Origin of the sequence: Serratia sp. JSRIV004 (assembly GCF_019968705.1) — a bacterium.
GTDB lineage: Bacteria > Pseudomonadota > Gammaproteobacteria > Enterobacterales > Enterobacteriaceae > Chania > Chania fonticola_B.
In genome coordinates this window covers 4505732-4524056 of sequence record NZ_CP074140.1, presented here as the reverse complement: position 1 = coordinate 4524056, position 18325 = coordinate 4505732, and the positions used below count along the sequence as shown (strand labels likewise).

Here is an 18325-nt window from a genome sequence, read left to right as displayed (position 1 = left end):
GTGGATTCTATTTTTCTTTCAGCAAGCGTCCCGGTCAATGGACGCGGTGATTATTACGAAACTGCTGATCCGTTCCTGATTCAGTGTGCTGTACGTGAGTTTGCCATCGCGGTCGTAAGAAAAATGAAAATCGTATGGGGGGGGCACCCTGCAATAACACCCATGATCTGGAGTATTTGCGAAGATCTGGGCGTCGATTACACTCGCTCCGTTGTATTGTACCAGAGCCGATTTTTCGAAGGCCAGTACCCTGAAGAAAATGAGCGATTCGACAATGTCGTTTACACCGACGCAGTGCCTGATGATCTAGACGGCAGCCTACATCTTATGCGGCAGGAAATGTTGTCTCGATGCGACTTAGTTGGTGCAGTCTTTGTAGGGGGTATGGAGGGAGTTCAGGTTGAGTATGAGCTCTTTAAGCAATTTCATCCTGACGCAATAATTCTGCCGGTCGCCGCCCCTGGAGGCGCTGCACTGAGCCTTGCAAGGGATCATGGCTACTTCGATGGAGGCAGTCTGGAAGACGTGGATTTTGCATCTTTATTTGATCGTTATCTATCCAAACCGCTCTGCTCTCAATCCAATTGACAAGCAATAAGGCGGCATTGGGGTTGATCGGCTACGTTATCGATATTGATCTAGGAAAAATAAAAAAGGCATTTTTCACAAAGTCAGAGGCTCAGTCCGCAGAAAAAAGAGCAGTGGGTGGTCGATGAAATGCTCAGGAAATACTAAGAAACGCCTATCCTGGGCCTCAGCAGACCAATAAATTCGATATATTTCTATCCCACTCAATCAGCGACGCCGAGCTCGTTATGGGAGTAAAAACTCTTTTGGAGGAGCAAAGCCATAACCGATATCTCCATGAACCTAGAAGGAACTATCAATGGTTCGAAATGTGTTCTTCAGTTTCCACTTTGCTAACGACTTTTAGCGCACCCAGCAGGTGCGCAATATGTAGTGGTGAACTAATACTGGCCACCGCCAATGAGTGGGAGGAATTCAAAAGAAAGGGTGATACGGCGATTGAGAGATGGATCGACGATAGTCTTGTAGGCAAATCATGTGTAGTTGTCCTCGTGGGCTCAGAGACCGCTACCTGTCCGTGAGTACTGGAGGAGGTCGTTAGGGGTGGAACGCAGGAAAAGGCGTTGTCGCTCTTCGGATCAACCGTCTTCTTGTGTAATGGTCTAATGATAGCTACCAGAAAACCTCTGTCGCTGGTTCTATCCCCTTCGATGCAGTCACACTGAAAAATAACACAGTGAGGCTATCTAGATATGCGAAGCTGATGACTCCAGCGGGGAATTATAGCAAAGAGGTTTATGCCTCCATCCAGGCCAACATCGAAAGCTAGATCGAGGACGCCATCACTACTTGTAAAAATTACAAACCTTAGAACCTCACTACTCACTGCTTTAGCTACGGCAGAAGGTCGGACATCGCAGGAGAGTCCGGTCTTCCAGATCATTATAGGGTGCACGTTTTGGTTGATATTATCATTTGAGGAAAGAAGTATGGCTCGTAATGTCACAACCGCGGAGCTAAGAAACATCTCCGCTAACAGCTCTCAAGCTACTCGCGATCACGTATTCAAATCTTTGGCAGCCACGGCTTCGATGAGTACGTTTCTATCGCACTCAAGTAAAGACAAGGGAGTTCTACCCGGCGCGATTCAGGTACTTCAGAATCATGGAGCCTCTGTGTACATCGATGAAATTGACCCCGAAATGCCACCTTACACATCCGAGGAAACCGCAGCTTTACTTAAACAACGCATTGCTCAGACAAAAAGATTCGTGCTCCTTACTACTAAAAATAGCAAGGAGAGCCGTTGGGTGCCTTGGGAGTTAGGCATTGCTGATGGCGCGAAGGGGCTTTCAAAAATTGCAATATTTCCAGCCTCGGATACTGCAAACGATGATAGCTGGGTTAGCTGGGAGTACCTAGGGCTTTATCAAAGAGTCGTCTGGGGTTTATTGAAAGGACAACCACAGGAACTTTGGATGGTGCTTGATACAAAAGCAAACACAGCTGTTCCGTTGAGGGACTGGCTATCGGGGTACTGACCGCACCTCGGTGACATGGTGTGCCCATTGGAGGCGTGCTTATTTGCTAATGCCTGTGGTGATAAGATGGCAGTAACTCAAGTATCTGAATTTGGATTGTAATCGACTGGTCATTCAAGTTGGAATGATTTTACGTCTTCTCGTTATTTATTATTCAGAACAGCATTATAGGATGAAGACCTTTATGTATCTTGCAGAGCTCACGATAAAGAATTTTCGCAAACTGCGTGAAGCTACGCTGAAATTTCAACCTGGTTTGAATGTTTTGGTTGGGCCAAACAATGTAGGGAAAAGTGCAGTGGTCGATGCTCTTAGGACGCTTCTTGCAGGTCATGATGAGATTTATCCTCGCTTCGATATTTCTGACAGGCATCGTCCACATGAAGGCGATCCAACTGGCGATATCAGTTTCCATTTTGTCTTCCGAGATCTTAGCCTTGAAGATGAAGCTGACTTTATAGCCGCACTCAAGCCATATGGGGACAAGATCATGGAGGCGCATATCCATGTTCTGTACACCGATGTGGATAAGACGGGACGATTCAAAGTCAGACGCTGGTGCGGCGATCATCCGGAAGTTTCACTAACCTCAGATATGATGGAGAACCTTCGTGGGGTTTATCTCCCGCCTCTCCGCGATGCCGCGCAGGGCCTTCGTCCTAACCGTAACAGCCAGTTGGCACGTTTACTTCATTTGCTCACCGATGAAGCAGGCCGTGATACGATCAACACGGCTTTAAAGGACCTTGACGAAACACTTAAACAGAATAAGTCCATTCAAAACACCCATAAAGCGATATCCACCAGACACGATTCCATGATGGGTGATCAGTTAGCGCAGGAGCTTGCCGTTGGGCTCAGCGTGACTGACTTTCAGCGCCTCTCTTCCCGACTGACCATGACGGCTGAAACCATGGAGATTGAAAAGAATGGATTGGGCTTCAATAATCTGATCTTCATGGCGGTAGTACTCAGTGAACTGGCTAAAAATCCTGATTCTGCTTTCAGGAGTTTGATTATTGAGGAACCAGAAGCGCATTTGCATCCCCAACTGCAACGCGTGCTGCTGCAGTACCTTTCAGGTATTCCAACGGGTGAAGGCGAAAAGCCTGTACAACTGTTTGTCACCAGCCATTCCCCGAATTTCGCTAGTAATTCAAAGCTGGACTCTCTTGTATGCCTGATCGAGAACGAAGCTGGCGTAGAGACCTTCTTTCCACGTGATATCACATTTGAAAAGGGAAAACGTGAAAAGCTGGAGCGGTATCTGGACGTAACTAGGGCTGAACTGTTTTTTGCTCGCCGGGTGATTTTCGTTGAGGGTGCTGCAGAACTCATGTTGATTGACGCGCTTGCTAAAAAGATGGACTTTGATCTCAGGAAATATGGGGTCAGTCTTATTAGCGTTGAGGGACTTAATTTTGACTCCTTCCTCCCGCTTTTTGGAGAGCAGGGGCTGCGAATTCCCGTCGCTGTAGTAACCGATGCAGATCCATTTGAAGAAGAAGAGGTTGAAGCCCTGGCAGAGGGTGAACAAGTTGAAGAGGAAATTGACGACATACTTGCTGAAGCTGCCTACCAGGAAGAAACAGACGCTCCTGATGGGGAAGAGCCTGCTGGCGATGCTGAGAAAAAGAAAAAAGTTAAAAGGAAAGAGGTGTATCCAGCGTTGGGAGATCAGGTGCGATTATCGGCAAATACCATCAAGATGAAGAATCTGGAGGATGATTTCGTGAAGGTTTTTCATGGATTGAAAACCCTGGAATACGATCTGGCACTCATCGAGGCGAACCGCGACTCAATGCTTACTGCATTAGCCGACCCGCATCCAAAAATCTCAAAAGCTCTGCGTAAGATAGTTGATGCTCAGCCAGACAATACAGCAAAAGCCAAAGCGTTGTTCTGCGGTATGTTTGAGCGAAAAGGCAACGGCAATATTCAGAAAGGTCGATTCGCCCAGGCACTAGCTGAACAGATTTTAAAAGTGCCAGAATGTGAAGTGCCTGAATATCTTAAAAATGCTATCCAGCATGTCTGTCAGGGAGTGGCCAAACCATGAAACTATCAAATGAGCAGATAGACATTATCGATGCACCACTAGTGTCTATTGCTGTCACTGCATGCGCAGGAAGCGGAAAGACAGCTACAGCTATTCGTCGCCTGATAGCCATTCGACAGAAGATGCAAAGCAGTCGCGGCCGAGTTGTGTTGTTGTCTTTCTCTAATGTAGCGGTCAATACCTTTAATAAAGGTTATGCAGAGCTCGCAACTGCTCTGCCGGACGATGCTAATCGTCGACGGGTGGAGGTCGATACACTTGACGGTTTTTTTACCAAACATATTTTACGTCCCCATGCCTACCGGACTATGGCCGCAACTCAGGCTGCGTACCTGGTGTCCGGTTCGGAGCCTTTTCTAACCAGGTTTCAATATTGGCGTGAAGGCAGCCCTCCATTGCCATTAAAAGACATAAAAGTAGGTATGTTTAATAAAGATTTCTACTTTGTTATAAGCAAAGGGGATGAGCTGGAGCTGCTTGATAAAAGTGAGGTTTTAAAGATCGTTAATAGACTGGGAAAGACAGGTGCCTACACTCATGATCTTGGCCGGTATTGGGTTTATCAGACTCTAGTCTCACAACCAGCCGTACTGCGTGCGCTGGCAGCCCGCTACCCGCAAATCCTTATCGATGAATCCCAGGATTTGGGTACAGTGCATCAGGAAATATTAGAGTTACTTATATGTTCAGGGGTTCAGGTAACTCTTATCGGGGATGTAAACCAGGGGATTTATGGCTTTGCTGGTGCTGACGGAGAGTTCCTGAAGAGCTACGAGGCCCGTGCTGAGGTGACCGGCTACAAGCTTACTCGCAACTATCGTTCCCTGCCGCAAATCATTAACATCGCCAACTCTCTCTGCGACCGTAATGACGAGCCCGACCGGCAGAACGAACAAGGTGGCGCATTTTTCATCGGATATAAGGAATCTGAACTGCCCAAATTAACGGAAGCATTTAAGGCCCATATCGATGAGTTAGGCATGCAGCTTCAGGATTCAGTAATTCTTTGTCGCGGGGTGAGGAGAGCTGAAGTAATTGCGGGTAGAGCCTCCCCGCCAGGGCAAGGTATGGTCAAAGTCTTAGCAGAAGCATCGTTGTTACGAGATCAACATAGTAACTACCATGGCTGCTTTAAATTGGTCTGCCGGGCAATCATTGGCTTACTGGACAATGCCCCCCATGGGCTCAGTTCAGGACTTCAGGGGCTATCACATGAAGACGGAATGAGCGGGCTGAAGCGACTACTATGGCGTTTCAGTCGCAGCGCAGATGTGGGACTCCCCTCGTCTGCGCTTACAGCGAAAACAGACTGGCACACCAAGTTATTAACGAATGTCAAAGCGCTGCTCGCAGAGATTGAAAAACAATACGGATATAAAATTGCTGGCACGCTTGGCACCAAACTGACAAAAAAATCACTACCGGACCAGCCATTGGCGAGTACAGCAGTCACTCAGACACATGGACTCAGGGTAGAAACGGTGCACCAGGTTAAGGGGGAGTCTATCGGCGCAGTTATGTACCTGGCGAAGAAATCCCATATCGAAGCGTTGCTTTCAGGCACAGGTGATGAAGAAGGCCGGATTGGGTATGTCGCAATCACCAGGGCAAAGAACTTATTTTGGCTGGCTGTGCCACAATCATGCCTAAAAGAATTAAAGGAGAATCTCATTAGCGCTGGTTTTCAGGAGCGGATCAAACCTGCCGTCATTGCCCCTGCCTGAACCGGATTAAACGCAAAACTGGACTTATGTTCAGGTTTTTATCCGCCATCCCTCTTGGATGGCGGCTTTCTTAATTGCTACTGACTTGCTTACCGTTGATTAATACGCGGCAATGTTATTAATTTACCTTCGGCATTGATAAACTTCGAACTTTCGCTTCATGCCCTGAGACATTCAACAAGTTTTTTTATGGCTTCAGTAAGGGCGAATTTCGTTCTTTGAAAGCCAGTAAATATTTTACTTCGTCGTAACAGGTTCGTAAGCGTCCAACGAAGGCCGTATTGTCTGAGGTTGGGTAACCTAAGCCCTTAAGGAGCTACAAAATCCACGTTGAGTGGGGGACTGGTCGAAGGCCAAACGAACCATGTTTCTGAATGAGCTAGAAACTGTGTAGGAAGAAGCGAAAGAAGCATTGAATAAAAAGGAGCTCAGGTCTTCTTTATCGGTGAGCAAAGCGCTGATAACCCGGAGATCTTCAACGTCACTGATTACCGGTTAATTTGTGCGATCATGGGACATATAACTTATCCCTGACGTAATAAGGCCTTCTCACGCAGAGAAGGCCACTGGCGAGTTATAAATCGATTTGACTGCAACCAAAATTACGATCACCTTCCCCAAAAACTTTAGTATCGACTTTGCTCAGGTAATCCAGGCGCTCAAGCAGGTCTTGGTAATGTTCGTTGAAGTCAGGGCTGTTAGTGTCCAGCACGTAGCGGCAGCCATCTGGAAAATGCACTAGACCTTGGTGGTCGTCCAGTTTCAGCCCTAAAGCGCTGTACCATGCCGCTGTAATCATTCCTCTCAAATTGTCTTCCTGATTGTAATCACCGAGGTGGTAGTAGGCGTCCTTGTTGAATAACAGGCAGATGTGGTAATGGCATTTACCTGATTCAGAAAACTCCCTCGCCCATATAATAAACATAGGGCAGCGATAAATACGTTTACCTTCTCGTTGCTTACGAATCTTGTCCGCTTCCAACTTAGCCTTTAGGGAGCCGCGCATCCGCGACATTACTCCCGGTTCCAGATTAGGGAAACAGCAAATGTTATCACCATCATCGACGATACCTGGAAAGTGGAAATCCACCCTTACCGCTGTAACTCGTGGATATTTATTCGTCAGGGCATTCAATAACACATTAATTTTCGTCCGATAAAGCTGTACATATTTCATATCAATATACCTATGTGATTAGGCCTACAGTCTGTCAGAAACCGTATTAGTTATTGCCACGCAGGCAGGGCTGTACCTTACCGATGATTAAGGTATATACTGGCGTCAGATCTTAGTATCCCCATGCTGTTGTGATCTGATAATTACTTGTTAAGTAATTCTACCCTTAGATGGTCATTAGTTAGAACTAAGAGTAGATGGCCATTATAATACCTATCCAACATCTAAAATTGAGATGAGGGCAGCCCCAGCCTGCGATGACTGTTTAAAAGTTACTCTGCAATTAACTTGCTGAATTAACCGAAAATTTCGTTATTCCAATGTCGTTTAACTGTCGATAAACTGACTCTTAATTCTTTTGCTACCTCTGATTGTTTATACCCTCTCAACTTGAGTGTGTAGATACTGAGTTTATGCTGACTACCTTCTTTTCGTCCAAGCGGTTTCTTGATTCTCCGGTGCTTACTTCTGCTTGATTTAAGACTCTGAATATCTACCCCTGTTTGTACCGATATCAGAAAAGACATACAGCTTTCAACAGAGGGCTCTATTCTAGTGTAAGGATGGTAGCAATAGATATTGATGTCTTTTTTGAAACAAAAAAATAAAATATCCAGTATATCCTCAACATTTCTTCCCAGGCTACTTAAGCCGGTCAGTATGATGGTGTCACCTTTGTTCGCTTTCTGATTTATCAATTCTTTCAATAGTCGTTGATGTAATACGGACTGTTTTTCATCAACAATCTCAATCACCACATTATCAGGTGAAATGGGAAATTCTTTGCATATCTCCTTAAAGGTAACATCCTGTCTGATATGGCTTGCTGCCTTCGTATCCGAGCAAGCCAAATAAAAATGAAATACCATTTTTTAACCCCATTTCAGAGAGTAATACACGATAGAATCATTACTATAAAGTCATAATAGAGAATGAGAATCACTCGGCATTGCGATTTGGATAACATCGTTAATCACTTTGCCGTTTTTGCATAATTCAGGTGTCATTTATTATTTATTTCTCCCTATAGCGAATGGATTAATGAGAATGATTTTCATTTCATTTCTGGTGCACTGTGGCAGGTTAGCTTCACAAATAATCGGGAGCATGACTGCCAAATTATTGGTGTGGTAAATGTTTATCCAACAAATATGAGGGTAATGGAAATAGATATTCTTTCTTTTTAATACCTCTTTTACCCCGAATATTATCAGCTCAGAAATAGGTAATACTACGATGTTGTTAATATCAAAGTGGTATCCCTCATATGAGGTTTCTTTAAGGAGAATAGTATTTGAATACCCCTTAACATACTGGCTATTATCATCAGTTATTCGGTCTGTATGAATGTGGATGGCTGCTTTCGCTCTGTTTGCATCTACCAGGACTTCAAGTCTCTCTGTTATACTTTTTTTCTCCAATTTCCCCATCGAACCATCGTTGGTTTTTTTTTTGGAAATTTTCAATCGATGGTATCCAAAGCGCACTTTTAATGTGAGTATTCCAAACAGTCAAAAAAAACTCCTCATATGTGATTTCAGGGGTGCCGCGAACCTGTGAAATATGCTCATTTATCGATTGTCTTAATAATATTTCTTCAATCTGCTTTGCTTCATAATGACATGATGTGATTTTGTTAAAAAAGGGAATTACTATTTTCATTCCTAATTCAATACCAGTAGAGCGTGAAATATCTTTCACGTAACAAAAATTATCTATATCAACAATAAGAGACTCATCCTTAAAGTTGGTGGTGACTTTTTTTGACATGCGTTCTCCAATAAAATTTTTAACGAAGGGATTACGAACTGGCAGCTATTCTGCTATTAGTAGCGAAATAGCAGTGTAAAAAGACATATACCCGTCATACTTCAAGTTGCATGTGCGTCGGCTGCTTTTGCTCACCCCTGTCACTTACTTGTGTAAGCTCTTGGGGATTTGCTTAGTTGCTGCCTTCCTGCAACTCGGGTTATTTAGGGTATACACACTAATCTATCCACCCGCTGTGAAATAAATCTTCATGGAACAGAGTGGATTCGTTGTAGAATCCATTCATCAAGTTCAGCTTCTAGCCATCCCACTGACTGACTCCCCAAAGACCTTGGTCTTGGAAACGTTGAGTCAAAGCGGGGAGATTTTGGGTTCATCCAGTCATAGATTGTGGACCTGGAAAGACCTGTTTTGAGCGCGACAGCGGGTAAGCGTAGAACTTTAACATTAGATGATGTCATTGCTTTTTCTCCTGAATCATGTTGGTTTGGATGCAGGCAGATTAGGGGCGTGGTCGTTTTTAGAAAATATCTGTGCCTTCTCGTTTTTTTTTATTTGAATCACAAATAACTTAACTGATTGATTTTATTGAATATGAACTTCAAAGAAACTTACGATTTTTTGATTAAAAGCTTCGACGATGTACGTGGAACGATACCAGATTGGGTGCAAAATACGCCGTGGGAATCAGCGTGGCCCATGCTGGACTACGAAAATCCTGACATTCAGCTTTTTCTGGAACAGCTCACTGATGAATTCACATCGGCGGACCCTTTTTTCAGAGTGGAACTTTCATTCACTTCTTTAGATCCTGGGCTCAACCGAAAAAATACTGATGGGTGGCCTAGTGCTTTCGGATCTTTTTATGGAAAGCTAGAGAGTGCTCTTAGGGAGCGTCAGAAAGGAATATATTTGCGCAATGTAAATGATTGCGAATCACTCGAAGCTCTTTTTAAGGCGGTATGTCATATTGAGGTTGCGAGAGGAATGTGTATGACACTCAGCCAAACAATAAAAATGGAATTGTCTGATTGGTATAGAGCACAGGGGGCTGCCAAAGGCGGTATTGCTAAGGCCGCGCTGAATATTCCAGTGAAAGAGCAGGCTGTAAAGTTGTTGTACGAAAATGTACCATCTGATGGAGGGTGGCGAAAAAGAGATATTGCAGCACGGGCGATTGCGGATAAGCTTTGGGAGTTTATTGAGAGTGAGAATCATCTTGGGAAAAAAATTGACTTAAAGTATGAGAATTTAGTTATTACTTTAAAACAATGGGCCTACAAAGATGAGCTGCTTCGAGAAGCATTTAATAATACGGTTCGGACTAAGAAAAAAAAATGAAGCGCTGGGGGCACTCCATTTTTGCGTTGTTAATGCGATGTTATCCGACCAATCGCAACGTTCCCTTGTGCGCTTTCCCGTCCTCAGCGTTAGTTACGAAATCAGCCCACCATTGCATCATAGGTCGTCGCTGCTCAAGATAATCACTGCGGTTATACGCACGACGAACCTCATTCTTATCGACATGGGCAAGTGCAGCTTCAATCACGTCAGGCGAAAAGCCTTCTTCATTGAGTGCAGTACTAGCAATAGATCGCAAGCCGTGAGACACGAGTATGCCACCTAACCCGGCGCGTTTTAGTGCCGCATTCACCGTTTGACTGTTCATTGATTGAGTCGGTTTGATTCGACTGGGAAAGACAAACTCTCGATTTACACATAGCGGTTTCATCGTTTCTAAAACGGCCATTGCTTGATCTGACAATGGAACAGTGTGATCACGGTTCATTTTCATGCGTGATGCGGGGATTTTCCATTCTCGTGCTTCCAGATCTATCTCGTCCCAGCGGGCTTCAGCCGCTTCGGCAGGGCGGGTGATAGTAAGAAGTTGCCACATGAACAGGCACCGTGTTGGTAGGATAATGTTGGCGGTACGCATCGTCTGCATGAGTTGCGGTAGCTGGTCCGGACGGATGCTGGGCATGTTCTTTTTCTGAGGCTTCTCGAATGCCTTACCAATATTGACGCTGGGGACTGCATCAATCAGACCTGTGTTTTGAGCATAAACCATGACCTCATTGATGCGTTGGCACAGGCGACGGACAGTTTCCAATGCTCCGCGAGCCTGAACAGGTTGAATTGCTTGGACCAGAGTATGTGCTTTAATATCAGTGATGCTCATATCGCCAATCGCTGGGAAAACATCTCTTTCAAGTGAGCGCCAGATATCTACCGCATAGTCCTCTGTTACGCTGGTTTTCTTCACATTCCACCAACGTTCGGCTACGAGTTTGAAAGTATTGGTTTTGGCTTCAAGAGTGCTGCGGAGTCGTTCTTGCTGGTGCTCCTGAGGATCGATCTGTTTTGTCAGGAGAGCACGAGCTTCTGCCCGGTAGCTTCGAGCATCGGCAAGGGTGACTGACGGATAAGGGCCAATGCTCTTTTTCGCACGCTTCTTAGTGACAGGGCGAATGTAGCGAAACTGCCAGATCTTACTGCCGCTTGATTTGATGAGTAGCTCGAGGCCATCGCCATCATAGAGAACGTAGTCCGCTTCCTTGGGTTTGGCGGATTCGATTTCCTTGACGGATAAAGGTTTGGTTTGTCTTGCCATTGCAGGGTTTCCATAGTTTTAGGCACCTCAAAAACAATAATGCTTTACGAGGTGCCTAACAAGGTGCCTAAAAGGTTCGGATTTAATTAGGTGGCTTCAGACTTCGAGGGACAAATTGAAGGTACAAAAAAGCCCGCAGGGCTTGCGCCATGCGGGCTTCTAGGACTTCGTTGGATGGCTCTGGTAACCATCAACCAAGAATTTGGTGGAGCTGGGGGGATTTGAACCCCCGTCCGAAATTACTACACCGTCGGCACTACATGCTTAGTCCAATCTTTACATTCGCCGGTCAGCTGCGGATGGACACGCCACTAACAAACTAGCCTGATTAGATTTAGCACTTTAGCCCCAGGCAGGACTTCCATGCGATCTCTTTTGGGTTTGACCTCTCTTTATCCCCGTCTTAAGAGCGGAAGCTAGGGAGAGAGGGCTCTAAGCAGGGTATTAAGCTGCTAGTGCGTAGTTTTCGTCGTTTGCGACTATTTTTTTGCGGCTTTTTACGAGGCAAACCGCCCCTCGGCATGCTCCTAGGGCTTCGCAAATCCCGTCGAATCCAGAATCAGCCCCAAGTACTTTGTGCAGTATAACAGAAGATTACCCTGTTAAGCCAGCGGCTTAACGATTGGCATGCTTCATGATACGGGCTTTCGCCGTCTGCCACTCACGATCTTTGATGTCATCGCGCTTATCGTGTTCTTTCTTACCTTTGGCTACGCCAATCTTCACCTTGCTCCAGGCATTTTTCCAATACATGGAGAGGGCGACGACGGTATAACCATCGCGGGTAACGCGGCCGATCAGTGAGTCTAGCTCACGTTTTTTCAGCAGGAGTTTACGGGAACGTGTTGGATCGCATACCACATGAGTTGAAGCGACGTTCAGCGGCGAAATGGTGGCGCCAAACAGATAGGCTTCACCGTCGCGGAACATCACATAACTGTCGCTGATGTTAGCTTTGCCAGCACGCAGTGATTTTACTTCCCAACCTTGCAGGGCCAAACCCGCCTCGATCTCCTCTTCGATGGAGTATTCGAAACGTGCTCGCTTGTTTTGTGCAATGGTCGCGGAACCGGGTTTGTATGCTTTTTTCTTTGTCATAGTGCGCTCATTATACTGGATGACGCAGCGAAAGAAATCCTTTCCCACTCAGCACCTGCGCAATTTCTCGCATTTTGGATCCGTGCCGCGCGTAGCAGATTTTTTGTTTGGCGCCAGATAAATGGTATTATCTGTACGTTTTTTGCCTCTCAGGAAATGATATGCCCCAGATCAGTCGTTCTGCCTTAGTGCCATTCAGCGCTGAGCAGATGTATCAGTTGGTTAACGATGTTCATTCTTACCCCGATTTTCTGCCAGGATGCACCGGCAGCCGGGTGATTGCCGCTTCCCCAAATGAAATGACCGCCGCGGTAGAGGTGGCAAAAGCCGGCATCAGCAAAACCTTTACCACGCGCAATACGCTGCTGGATAACCAAAGCATCAATATGCAGCTGGTCGATGGCCCGTTCCGCAAGCTGATGGGCGGCTGGCAGTTCACCGCGTTAAGCCCCGAGGCGTGCAAGGTAGAGCTGCACCTGGATTTTGAGTTCACCAACAAACTGATCGAGCTGGCCTTCGGTAAAGTGTTTAAAGAACTGGCCGGTAGCATGGTGCAAGCGTTCACTCAGCGCGCCAAAGAGGTCTACAGTGTCTGAGATACGCGTTGAGGTGGTCTATGCGTTGCCAGAACGCCAGTATGTGCGCCAGGTTAAGTTGGCCGCAGGCAGCAGCGTTGAGCAGGCCATCCTGGCTTCTGGGCTGTTAGATCTACGGAGCGATATCGATTTGGCCAGCAACAAGGTGGGTATTTACAGCCGACCGGCCAAGCTGAGCGATGTGCTCAATGATGGCGACAGGGTAGAGATTTACCGGCCATTGATTGCCGATCCGAAAGAACTGCGCCGTCAGCGGGCGGAAAAGGCAAAAAAATAAGGCGCTGAATGCGCCTTATCTTCATCAGAACGTTGTCTTCCGAGTTGCAGCCTGCGACTGTCATGAAGGATTTCACTCTTCCCCCATGGGCCGGATGACAGCTCCGGCTCGGCTTACTCGGTCAGTGCCGGTTTATTCTGCAGATCCGTCAACACGCCAGCGCTGTCGAACGTCAACGTCAGCGTTTGCTGCGTGATCTTCTCATGGCCTGGCTCTTGGCGGAACACGTAGAACCACGTCTGGGTACCAAACGGATCCTGCATCATTGGCGTGCCCAATGTGTAAGCAACCTGTTGTTGCGTCATTCCCTTGTGGATTTTTGCCACGTCGGTTGGTGTCAGGTAGTTACCCTGGTTGATATCAGGCCGGTAAACCACCTTCTCAAAAGTAGAACAGCCTGCGGTCAGCATCACAAGAACCACAGCGGCAGCTGTCAGCATTTTACAGCGCATAATAATCACATTCCTTTAGGGCATAGGATGCCGATGATAATAGACCTTGCAGCAGTTGGGAACCTTTACAGGGCCTAATTATGACCTCAGGAAAGTAAAAAAGTTATGCGGCCAGCAATTCTTTTGCGTTTGCCAGCGTATTTTTAGTGACTTCACTGCCGCCGAGCAGGCGCGCCAGCTCTTGCAGACGGGCACGTTTGTCCAAGGGGGACATCTGGGTTTCGGTTTCCGTGCCGTCGGTTTGCTTACTGACAAATAAATGCTGATGACCGCAACCGGCGACCTGTGGCAGGTGGGTCACGCACATAACCTGGGTTGATTCACCCAACTGACGCAGCAGGCGGCCAACAATGGCGGCCGTTGGGCCACTGATGCCTACGTCTACCTCATCGAAGATCAGCGCCGGGGTTTCCATTTTACGGGCGGTAATGACCTGGATGGCTAACGCGATGCGGGAAAGCTCACCGCCGGAGGCCACTTTTGCCAACGGCTGCAGCGGTTGCCCCGGGTTGGTGGAGACGCAGAACTCAACGCGGCTGGCCCCCTCGCTGCTCAGGTATTCCGGTTCAAAGCGGACGTCGATATTAAATTTGCCGTGCGGCATCGAGAGCGCATTCATGCTTTCGGTGATCAGGGTAGTTAACTCGGCTGCATAGTGCTGCCGCTTCTGGTGCAACTGCTCAGCCAGCGCCAGCGCCTGTTGATGATGCAGGTTGACCGCTTCGCTCAGGTGTTGCTGATCGCTGGCCTGTTGGGAAAGCAGCTGTTGCTCATCCAGCAGTTGTTGATGCAGGCCGGGTAATTCTTCCGGTGAAACATGGTGCTTACGTGCCAGGCTGATTTGGCGCGACAGGCGCTGTTCCAGCTCATGCAGGCGGTTGGGATCGAGATCCATGCGGTCTGCGTAATGGCGCAGTTCATCGCTGGCTTCGCTGATTTGGATCGAGGCTTCTTCCAGCATGTCAAGCAGGCCGCTTAGCTTCTCATCCATACCGATCAGGTCCATCAGCAGGTGCTTGGTGGTGTAGAGCTGGCTGAGCATGTTGTGTTGTTCGTCATCGGCCAGCAGTTGCAGGGCCTGCTGGCTGAGGGTCAGCAACTGGCCGCTGTTGGCCAGGCGCTTGTATTCGCTGTCGATCTGCTCAAACTCACCGGCCTGTGGGGTGAATTCGTTCAGTTCTTTCAACTGGTATTGCAGCAGTTGCTTGCGGGCATCGCGCTCGAGAGATTGTTGCTGATGGTGCGCCAGTTCGCGGCAGCTTTGATGCCATTGGTGGTAGGCCTGGTGCATGGCGGCCTGCAAGGCCGGTTCGCCAGCATAGGCATCCAGCAACTGTTTTTGGTGTTCGGGTTTTAGCAGCAATTGGTGGGCATGCTGGCCATGGATCTGGATCAGGCGCTGGCCAAGTTCCCTTAATTGGGAAAGGGGAACGGCGGTGCCGTTGATAAAGCCACGGGAGCGGCCATCTGTCCCGATCACGCGGCGCAGCAGGCACTCGTTGCTGTCATCCAGCTGGTTTTGCTCCAGCCATTCGCGGGCGGATGGGGTATCTGCCAGTGAGAAGCGGGCACAGATATCGGCACGGGAGGCCCCCAGACGTACCACGTTGCCGTCGGCGCGATTGCCGAGGCACAGGCCTAACGCATCAATAGCAATCGACTTACCGGCACCGGTTTCACCGGTGATTGCCGTCATACCCGCTTGAAAGTCGATCTCCAACTCACGAACGATAGCAAAATTGCTGATGGTTAATTGCGCCAACATAGGGACCTTCCTGTTCATAAACACATAACTGTGATTTCATACAGTATAAACTGGTTTTATATACAGTAAAGCGGTTGGCGCCATTTTTAGAATAATTTTTTTGACCAGCCCAGTTTGGTACTCAACGTATTGAAATAGCTGTAGTCCTTGGGGTGGATCAGGTTTAAGTGGAAGTCGCTGCGGCGGATCAGTACCTCTTCGCCTTCCTGGATGGGCAGGGCGATCTGGCTGTCGCAGCTGATTTCCAGATCGCTGCCGATATGGGAAAACTTCAGGCGAATGGTGCTGTCACCGTTGATCACCAGCGGCCGGGCGGAAAGCGTGTGCGGGAACATTGGCACCAGCGCGATGGCTTCCAGCGACGGAGTCAGAATGGGCCCGCCTGCGGAAAGCGAGTAGGCGGTGGAACCGGTTGGCGTGGCGATGATCAGGCCATCGGAACGCTGCGAGAAGGCGAAGCGATCGTCAATATAGACTTCGAACTCGATCATGTGCGCCACCTTGCCAGGGTGTAACACCACTTCGTTAATCGCGGTGCTGACGCGGCATTGCTGGTGCTCTTTATGGACGATGGTTTCCAGCAGGAAGCGCTTCTCGTCGATATATTCCCCTTCCAGCACGTCCGCCAACTGCTGGAGTGCGTTGTCCGGGTCGAGATCGGTCAGGAAGCCGAGATTGCCACGGTTTACCCCAATCACCTTGATGTCATAACGCGCCAATACGCGCGCTGCGCCCAGCATGTTACCGTCACCACCCACCACGACGGCAAGATCGGCCCGTTGACCAATCTCCGCCAGGCTGCCGGTATCTACGTCTTTCATACCCAAATCGTGGGCAATCTGGCGTTCAAGGATCACCTTGTAGCCACGGGCAACCAACCATTCGAACAGCATTTCATGAGTAGCCAATGCGGAAGGGTGACGCGGGTGCCCAACAATGCCAATAGATGCAAATTTTTTCTTCATCGCTGCCATTTTCCTCACCAGGGACGGTTTATGCCCCACATTGTGACCGGTTGACTTGAAACCCCGGTTTTGATCCCCATAATAAGCCAAGTTGCGAGATTAATGCTAAAACGCGGAGATATTCATGAGTAGTAAAGAACAGAAGACGCCAAACGAGCAAGCCTCGGAAGAAATGGAACAGCAAGCACAGCACGAGGAAGCCATGGCGGCAGGCGCCGATCTGCGCGATGATCGCATTGCCGAGTTGGAAGCCCAACTGGCTGAAGCTCAGCAACGCGAGCGTGATAGTGTGCTGCGTGCCAAGGCCGAAATGGAAAACGTTCGTCGCCGTAGCGAGCAGGATGTCGAGAAGGCCCACAAATTCGCGCTGGAAAAATTCTCCGGTGATTTGCTGCCGGTGATCGACAACCTGGAGCGTGCGCTGGAGCTGGCGGACAAGAACAACCCTGAACTGGTCGCGATGATCGAAGGGATTGAGCTGACGCTGAAGTCACTGCTGGACGCGGTACGCAAGTACGGCATCGAAGTGGTAGGCGAGCTCAACGTGCCATTCAACCCAGACGTTCACCAGGCGATGAGCCTGATGGAATCAGCCGACCATCAGCCGAACCATGTGATGATGGTGATGCAGAAAGGCTATACGCTGAATGGCCGTCTGCTGCGCCCTGCGATGGTTGCGGTATCCAAAGCCAAGTCTTAATAAGACCTGCTGAGGATAAAGGCACCTTCGTGGTGCCTTTTTTGTGGCTGGATCATTCCTGCGGCAGGTGCGGCACCCAGTCAATCGGTGCCAGGCCTTGTTGTTCCAGTAATTGATTGGTTTGCGAAAAGTGGTGGCAACCCAGGAAACCGCGATGGGCAGAAAGCGGGGAGGGATGCGGCGCTTTCAACACATGATGGCGCTGGCGATCGATAAAGCTCCCTTTCTTTTGTGCGTGTGACCCCCACAGCAGGAACACGACACCCTCGCGATTTTCGTTTAGCGCGGCAATGACCTTGTCGGTAAAGGTTTCCCAGCCCAGATTGGCGTGAGAATGCGCGCGGCCACCTTCAACGGTTAATACGGTATTGAGCAGCAGTACGCCTTGCTCGGCCCAGCTTTGCAGGCAGCCGTGTGTCGGGCGTTCAAAGCCGGGGATATCCGTCACCAGCTCTTTGTACATATTGACCAGTGAAGGCGGTGCAGGGATGCCTGGGCGCACGGAAAACGACAGGCCATGGGCCTGGTTCGGGCCGTGATAGGGATCTTGCCCCAGGATCACCACTTTGACGTCCGCCAACTCGGTAAAGCGGAAAGCATTAAACACGTCTTTCTGCGGTGGATAAATGGTCTTACCAGCCTGGCGTTCATTAGCTACAAAGGCGAGTGTATCGAGAAAGTAGGGCTGCTCTTTCTCTTTGCCGATGACGTCGTGCCAGGTGAGGGAGGTAGACATAAGCACTCTCCTTTGTTTTTGTTAGCAATTCATGGTGCATAGCTTACCGTTAACCTCCGCTCGGCGAAACCCGCTTTTTCCATGGGTATGGTGAGCGAGATATACAAATATTTTTGAAAATTTACAAAAATAATTTTAACGAGCAAAAAGGTAAAATTGATATAAAACATAAATTTGCCTCTGCTGCTCATTCGGCTACCCCGTAAAAATTGATTTTAGTCAAAGAATTGACCCGGTTTGACTGGTATACAGAACAACAAGACAACATTGGTTTTACCAAATGGCCGGAAACCACAATCGAGTTTTCGGCGACGTAGAAATTT

The 18325-nt window shown here is 48.2% G+C and carries 19 protein-coding genes and 1 other RNA gene; 9 read left to right on the top strand and 11 right to left on the bottom strand.

Annotation, left to right across the window (positions count from 1 at the left end; translation table 11 throughout):
- The 5 genes from KGP21_RS21580 to KGP21_RS21560 all read left to right on the top strand — a co-directional run bounded on the left by KGP21_RS21580 (nucleotide 1) and on the right by KGP21_RS21560 (nucleotide 5852).
- Nucleotides 1-588 carry a hypothetical protein gene (locus KGP21_RS21580; protein WP_223536240.1) on the top strand — a complete coding sequence of 196 codons (588 nt, stop codon included), beginning with the start codon at nucleotides 1-3 and terminating at the stop codon, nucleotides 586-588.
- A 227-nt stretch (nucleotides 589-815) separates the two neighbouring features.
- On the top strand, nucleotides 816-1109 hold the full coding sequence (locus tag KGP21_RS29800; protein ID WP_371824830.1) for a TIR domain-containing protein: 294 nt from the start codon (nucleotides 816-818) through the stop codon (nucleotides 1107-1109).
- 408 nt (nucleotides 1110-1517) lie between these two features.
- Entirely contained in the window at nucleotides 1518-2069 is a 552-nt protein-coding gene (locus KGP21_RS21570; protein WP_121607601.1) for a toll/interleukin-1 receptor domain-containing protein, read from the top strand.
- A gap of 172 nt (nucleotides 2070-2241) precedes the next feature.
- A complete protein-coding gene (locus tag KGP21_RS21565) occupies nucleotides 2242-4128 on the top strand; it encodes an ATP-dependent endonuclease (protein ID WP_223536237.1) in 1887 nt (628 codons plus the stop codon).
- Nucleotides 4125-5852, top strand: a complete 1728-nt coding sequence (locus KGP21_RS21560) for a UvrD-helicase domain-containing protein (protein ID WP_223536235.1) — start codon at nucleotides 4125-4127, stop codon at nucleotides 5850-5852. Before KGP21_RS21565 ends, KGP21_RS21560 begins: the two co-directional genes overlap by 4 nt.
- A gap of 574 nt (nucleotides 5853-6426) precedes the next feature.
- On the opposite strand, the gene KGP21_RS21555 is transcribed toward KGP21_RS21560, so the two are convergent.
- The 4 genes from KGP21_RS21555 to KGP21_RS21540 form a co-directional block, all read right to left on the bottom strand.
- Nucleotides 6427-7029 (bottom strand): inovirus Gp2 family protein, encoded by a 603-nt coding sequence (locus KGP21_RS21555; protein WP_223536232.1) that lies wholly within the window; start codon nucleotides 7027-7029, stop codon nucleotides 6427-6429.
- Between the two features lie 296 nt (nucleotides 7030-7325).
- Nucleotides 7326-7898: a recombinase family protein gene (locus KGP21_RS21550; RefSeq protein WP_223536230.1), complete on the bottom strand. Its 573-nt coding sequence runs from the start codon at nucleotides 7896-7898 to the stop codon at nucleotides 7326-7328.
- Between the two features lie 520 nt (nucleotides 7899-8418).
- Nucleotides 8419-8799, bottom strand: coding sequence for a hypothetical protein (locus KGP21_RS21545; protein ID WP_223536227.1), 381 nt, complete (start codon nucleotides 8797-8799; stop codon nucleotides 8419-8421).
- Nucleotides 8800-9047: 248 nt separating this feature from the next.
- Nucleotides 9048-9260: an AlpA family transcriptional regulator gene (locus KGP21_RS21540; RefSeq protein ID WP_151426416.1), complete on the bottom strand. Its 213-nt coding sequence runs from the start codon at nucleotides 9258-9260 to the stop codon at nucleotides 9048-9050.
- Between the two features lie 133 nt (nucleotides 9261-9393).
- On the opposite strand from KGP21_RS21540, the gene KGP21_RS21535 reads away from it, so the two are divergent.
- Nucleotides 9394-10140 carry a hypothetical protein gene (locus KGP21_RS21535; protein WP_223536224.1) on the top strand — a complete coding sequence of 249 codons (747 nt, stop codon included), beginning with the start codon at nucleotides 9394-9396 and terminating at the stop codon, nucleotides 10138-10140.
- 40 nt (nucleotides 10141-10180) lie between these two features.
- On the opposite strand, the gene KGP21_RS21530 is transcribed toward KGP21_RS21535, so the two are convergent.
- The 3 genes from KGP21_RS21530 to smpB form a co-directional block, all read right to left on the bottom strand.
- Entirely contained in the window at nucleotides 10181-11413 is a 1233-nt protein-coding gene (locus KGP21_RS21530; protein WP_151426414.1) for an integrase domain-containing protein, read from the bottom strand.
- 203 nt (nucleotides 11414-11616) lie between these two features.
- Nucleotides 11617-11980, bottom strand: a transfer-messenger RNA (tmRNA) gene (gene ssrA / locus KGP21_RS21525).
- 48 nt (nucleotides 11981-12028) lie between these two features.
- Entirely contained in the window at nucleotides 12029-12511 is a 483-nt protein-coding gene (smpB, locus tag KGP21_RS21520; RefSeq protein WP_021178921.1) for an SsrA-binding protein SmpB, read from the bottom strand.
- A gap of 161 nt (nucleotides 12512-12672) precedes the next feature.
- Here smpB and KGP21_RS21515 point away from each other — a divergent pair, with 161 nt between their 5' ends.
- Both KGP21_RS21515 and KGP21_RS21510 read left to right on the top strand, forming a co-directional pair.
- Nucleotides 12673-13107 carry a type II toxin-antitoxin system RatA family toxin gene (locus KGP21_RS21515; protein ID WP_021178920.1) on the top strand — a complete coding sequence of 145 codons (435 nt, stop codon included), beginning with the start codon at nucleotides 12673-12675 and terminating at the stop codon, nucleotides 13105-13107.
- Nucleotides 13100-13384: an RnfH family protein gene (locus tag KGP21_RS21510; RefSeq protein WP_021807674.1), complete on the top strand. Its 285-nt coding sequence runs from the start codon at nucleotides 13100-13102 to the stop codon at nucleotides 13382-13384. The genes KGP21_RS21515 and KGP21_RS21510 overlap by 8 nt, the downstream gene beginning before the upstream one ends.
- Before the next feature lie 113 nt (nucleotides 13385-13497).
- Here the strand turns inward: KGP21_RS21510 and bamE are convergent, their stop codons facing one another.
- From bamE to nadK, 3 genes are all read right to left on the bottom strand, one after another.
- Nucleotides 13498-13836: an outer membrane protein assembly factor BamE gene (gene bamE, locus KGP21_RS21505; protein WP_021178918.1), complete on the bottom strand. Its 339-nt coding sequence runs from the start codon at nucleotides 13834-13836 to the stop codon at nucleotides 13498-13500.
- A 103-nt stretch (nucleotides 13837-13939) separates the two neighbouring features.
- Entirely contained in the window at nucleotides 13940-15601 is a 1662-nt protein-coding gene (gene recN, locus KGP21_RS21500) for a DNA repair protein RecN (RefSeq protein ID WP_218519014.1), read from the bottom strand.
- An 86-nt stretch (nucleotides 15602-15687) separates the two neighbouring features.
- Nucleotides 15688-16566, bottom strand: a complete 879-nt coding sequence (gene nadK, locus KGP21_RS21495; RefSeq protein ID WP_021178916.1) for an NAD(+) kinase — start codon at nucleotides 16564-16566, stop codon at nucleotides 15688-15690.
- A 124-nt stretch (nucleotides 16567-16690) separates the two neighbouring features.
- Between nadK and grpE the strand changes: the two genes are divergently transcribed.
- Complete coding sequence (gene grpE / locus KGP21_RS21490) at nucleotides 16691-17266, top strand: nucleotide exchange factor GrpE (RefSeq protein ID WP_021807677.1); 576 nt, start codon at nucleotides 16691-16693, stop codon at nucleotides 17264-17266.
- A gap of 52 nt (nucleotides 17267-17318) precedes the next feature.
- Here grpE and ung read toward each other — a convergent pair whose 3' ends face one another.
- Entirely contained in the window at nucleotides 17319-18002 is a 684-nt protein-coding gene (ung, locus tag KGP21_RS21485) for a uracil-DNA glycosylase (RefSeq protein ID WP_021178914.1), read from the bottom strand.
- Nucleotides 18003-18325: the final 323 nt, after the last annotated feature.

Excerpts from the sequence above, each read along its gene's own strand:
- KGP21_RS29800 (WP_371824830.1), top strand. The coding sequence starts at position 816 with ATGGGAGTAAAAACTCTTTTGGAGGAGCAAAGCCATAACCGATATCTC.
- KGP21_RS21570 (WP_121607601.1), top strand. The coding sequence starts at position 1,518 with ATGGCTCGTAATGTCACAACCGCGGAGCTAAGAAACATCTCCGCTAAC.
- KGP21_RS21565 (WP_223536237.1), top strand. The coding sequence starts at position 2,242 with ATGAAGACCTTTATGTATCTTGCAGAGCTCACGATAAAGAATTTTCGC.
- KGP21_RS21560 (WP_223536235.1), top strand. The coding sequence starts at position 4,125 with ATGAAACTATCAAATGAGCAGATAGACATTATCGATGCACCACTAGTG.
- KGP21_RS21555 (WP_223536232.1), bottom strand. The coding sequence starts at position 7,029 with ATGAAATATGTACAGCTTTATCGGACGAAAATTAATGTGTTATTGAAT.
- KGP21_RS21550 (WP_223536230.1), bottom strand. The coding sequence starts at position 7,898 with ATGGTATTTCATTTTTATTTGGCTTGCTCGGATACGAAGGCAGCAAGC.
- KGP21_RS21545 (WP_223536227.1), bottom strand. The coding sequence starts at position 8,799 with ATGTCAAAAAAAGTCACCACCAACTTTAAGGATGAGTCTCTTATTGTT.
- KGP21_RS21540 (WP_151426416.1), bottom strand. The coding sequence starts at position 9,260 with ATGACATCATCTAATGTTAAAGTTCTACGCTTACCCGCTGTCGCGCTC.
- KGP21_RS21535 (WP_223536224.1), top strand. The coding sequence starts at position 9,394 with ATGAACTTCAAAGAAACTTACGATTTTTTGATTAAAAGCTTCGACGAT.
- KGP21_RS21530 (WP_151426414.1), bottom strand. The coding sequence starts at position 11,413 with ATGGCAAGACAAACCAAACCTTTATCCGTCAAGGAAATCGAATCCGCC.
- smpB (WP_021178921.1), bottom strand. The coding sequence starts at position 12,511 with ATGACAAAGAAAAAAGCATACAAACCCGGTTCCGCGACCATTGCACAA.
- KGP21_RS21515 (WP_021178920.1), top strand. The coding sequence starts at position 12,673 with ATGCCCCAGATCAGTCGTTCTGCCTTAGTGCCATTCAGCGCTGAGCAG.
- bamE (WP_021178918.1), bottom strand. The coding sequence starts at position 13,836 with ATGCGCTGTAAAATGCTGACAGCTGCCGCTGTGGTTCTTGTGATGCTG.
- recN (WP_218519014.1), bottom strand. The coding sequence starts at position 15,601 with ATGTTGGCGCAATTAACCATCAGCAATTTTGCTATCGTTCGTGAGTTG.
- nadK (WP_021178916.1), bottom strand. The coding sequence starts at position 16,566 with ATGAAGAAAAAATTTGCATCTATTGGCATTGTTGGGCACCCGCGTCAC.
- grpE (WP_021807677.1), top strand. The coding sequence starts at position 16,691 with ATGAGTAGTAAAGAACAGAAGACGCCAAACGAGCAAGCCTCGGAAGAA.
- ung (WP_021178914.1), bottom strand. The coding sequence starts at position 18,002 with ATGTCTACCTCCCTCACCTGGCACGACGTCATCGGCAAAGAGAAAGAG.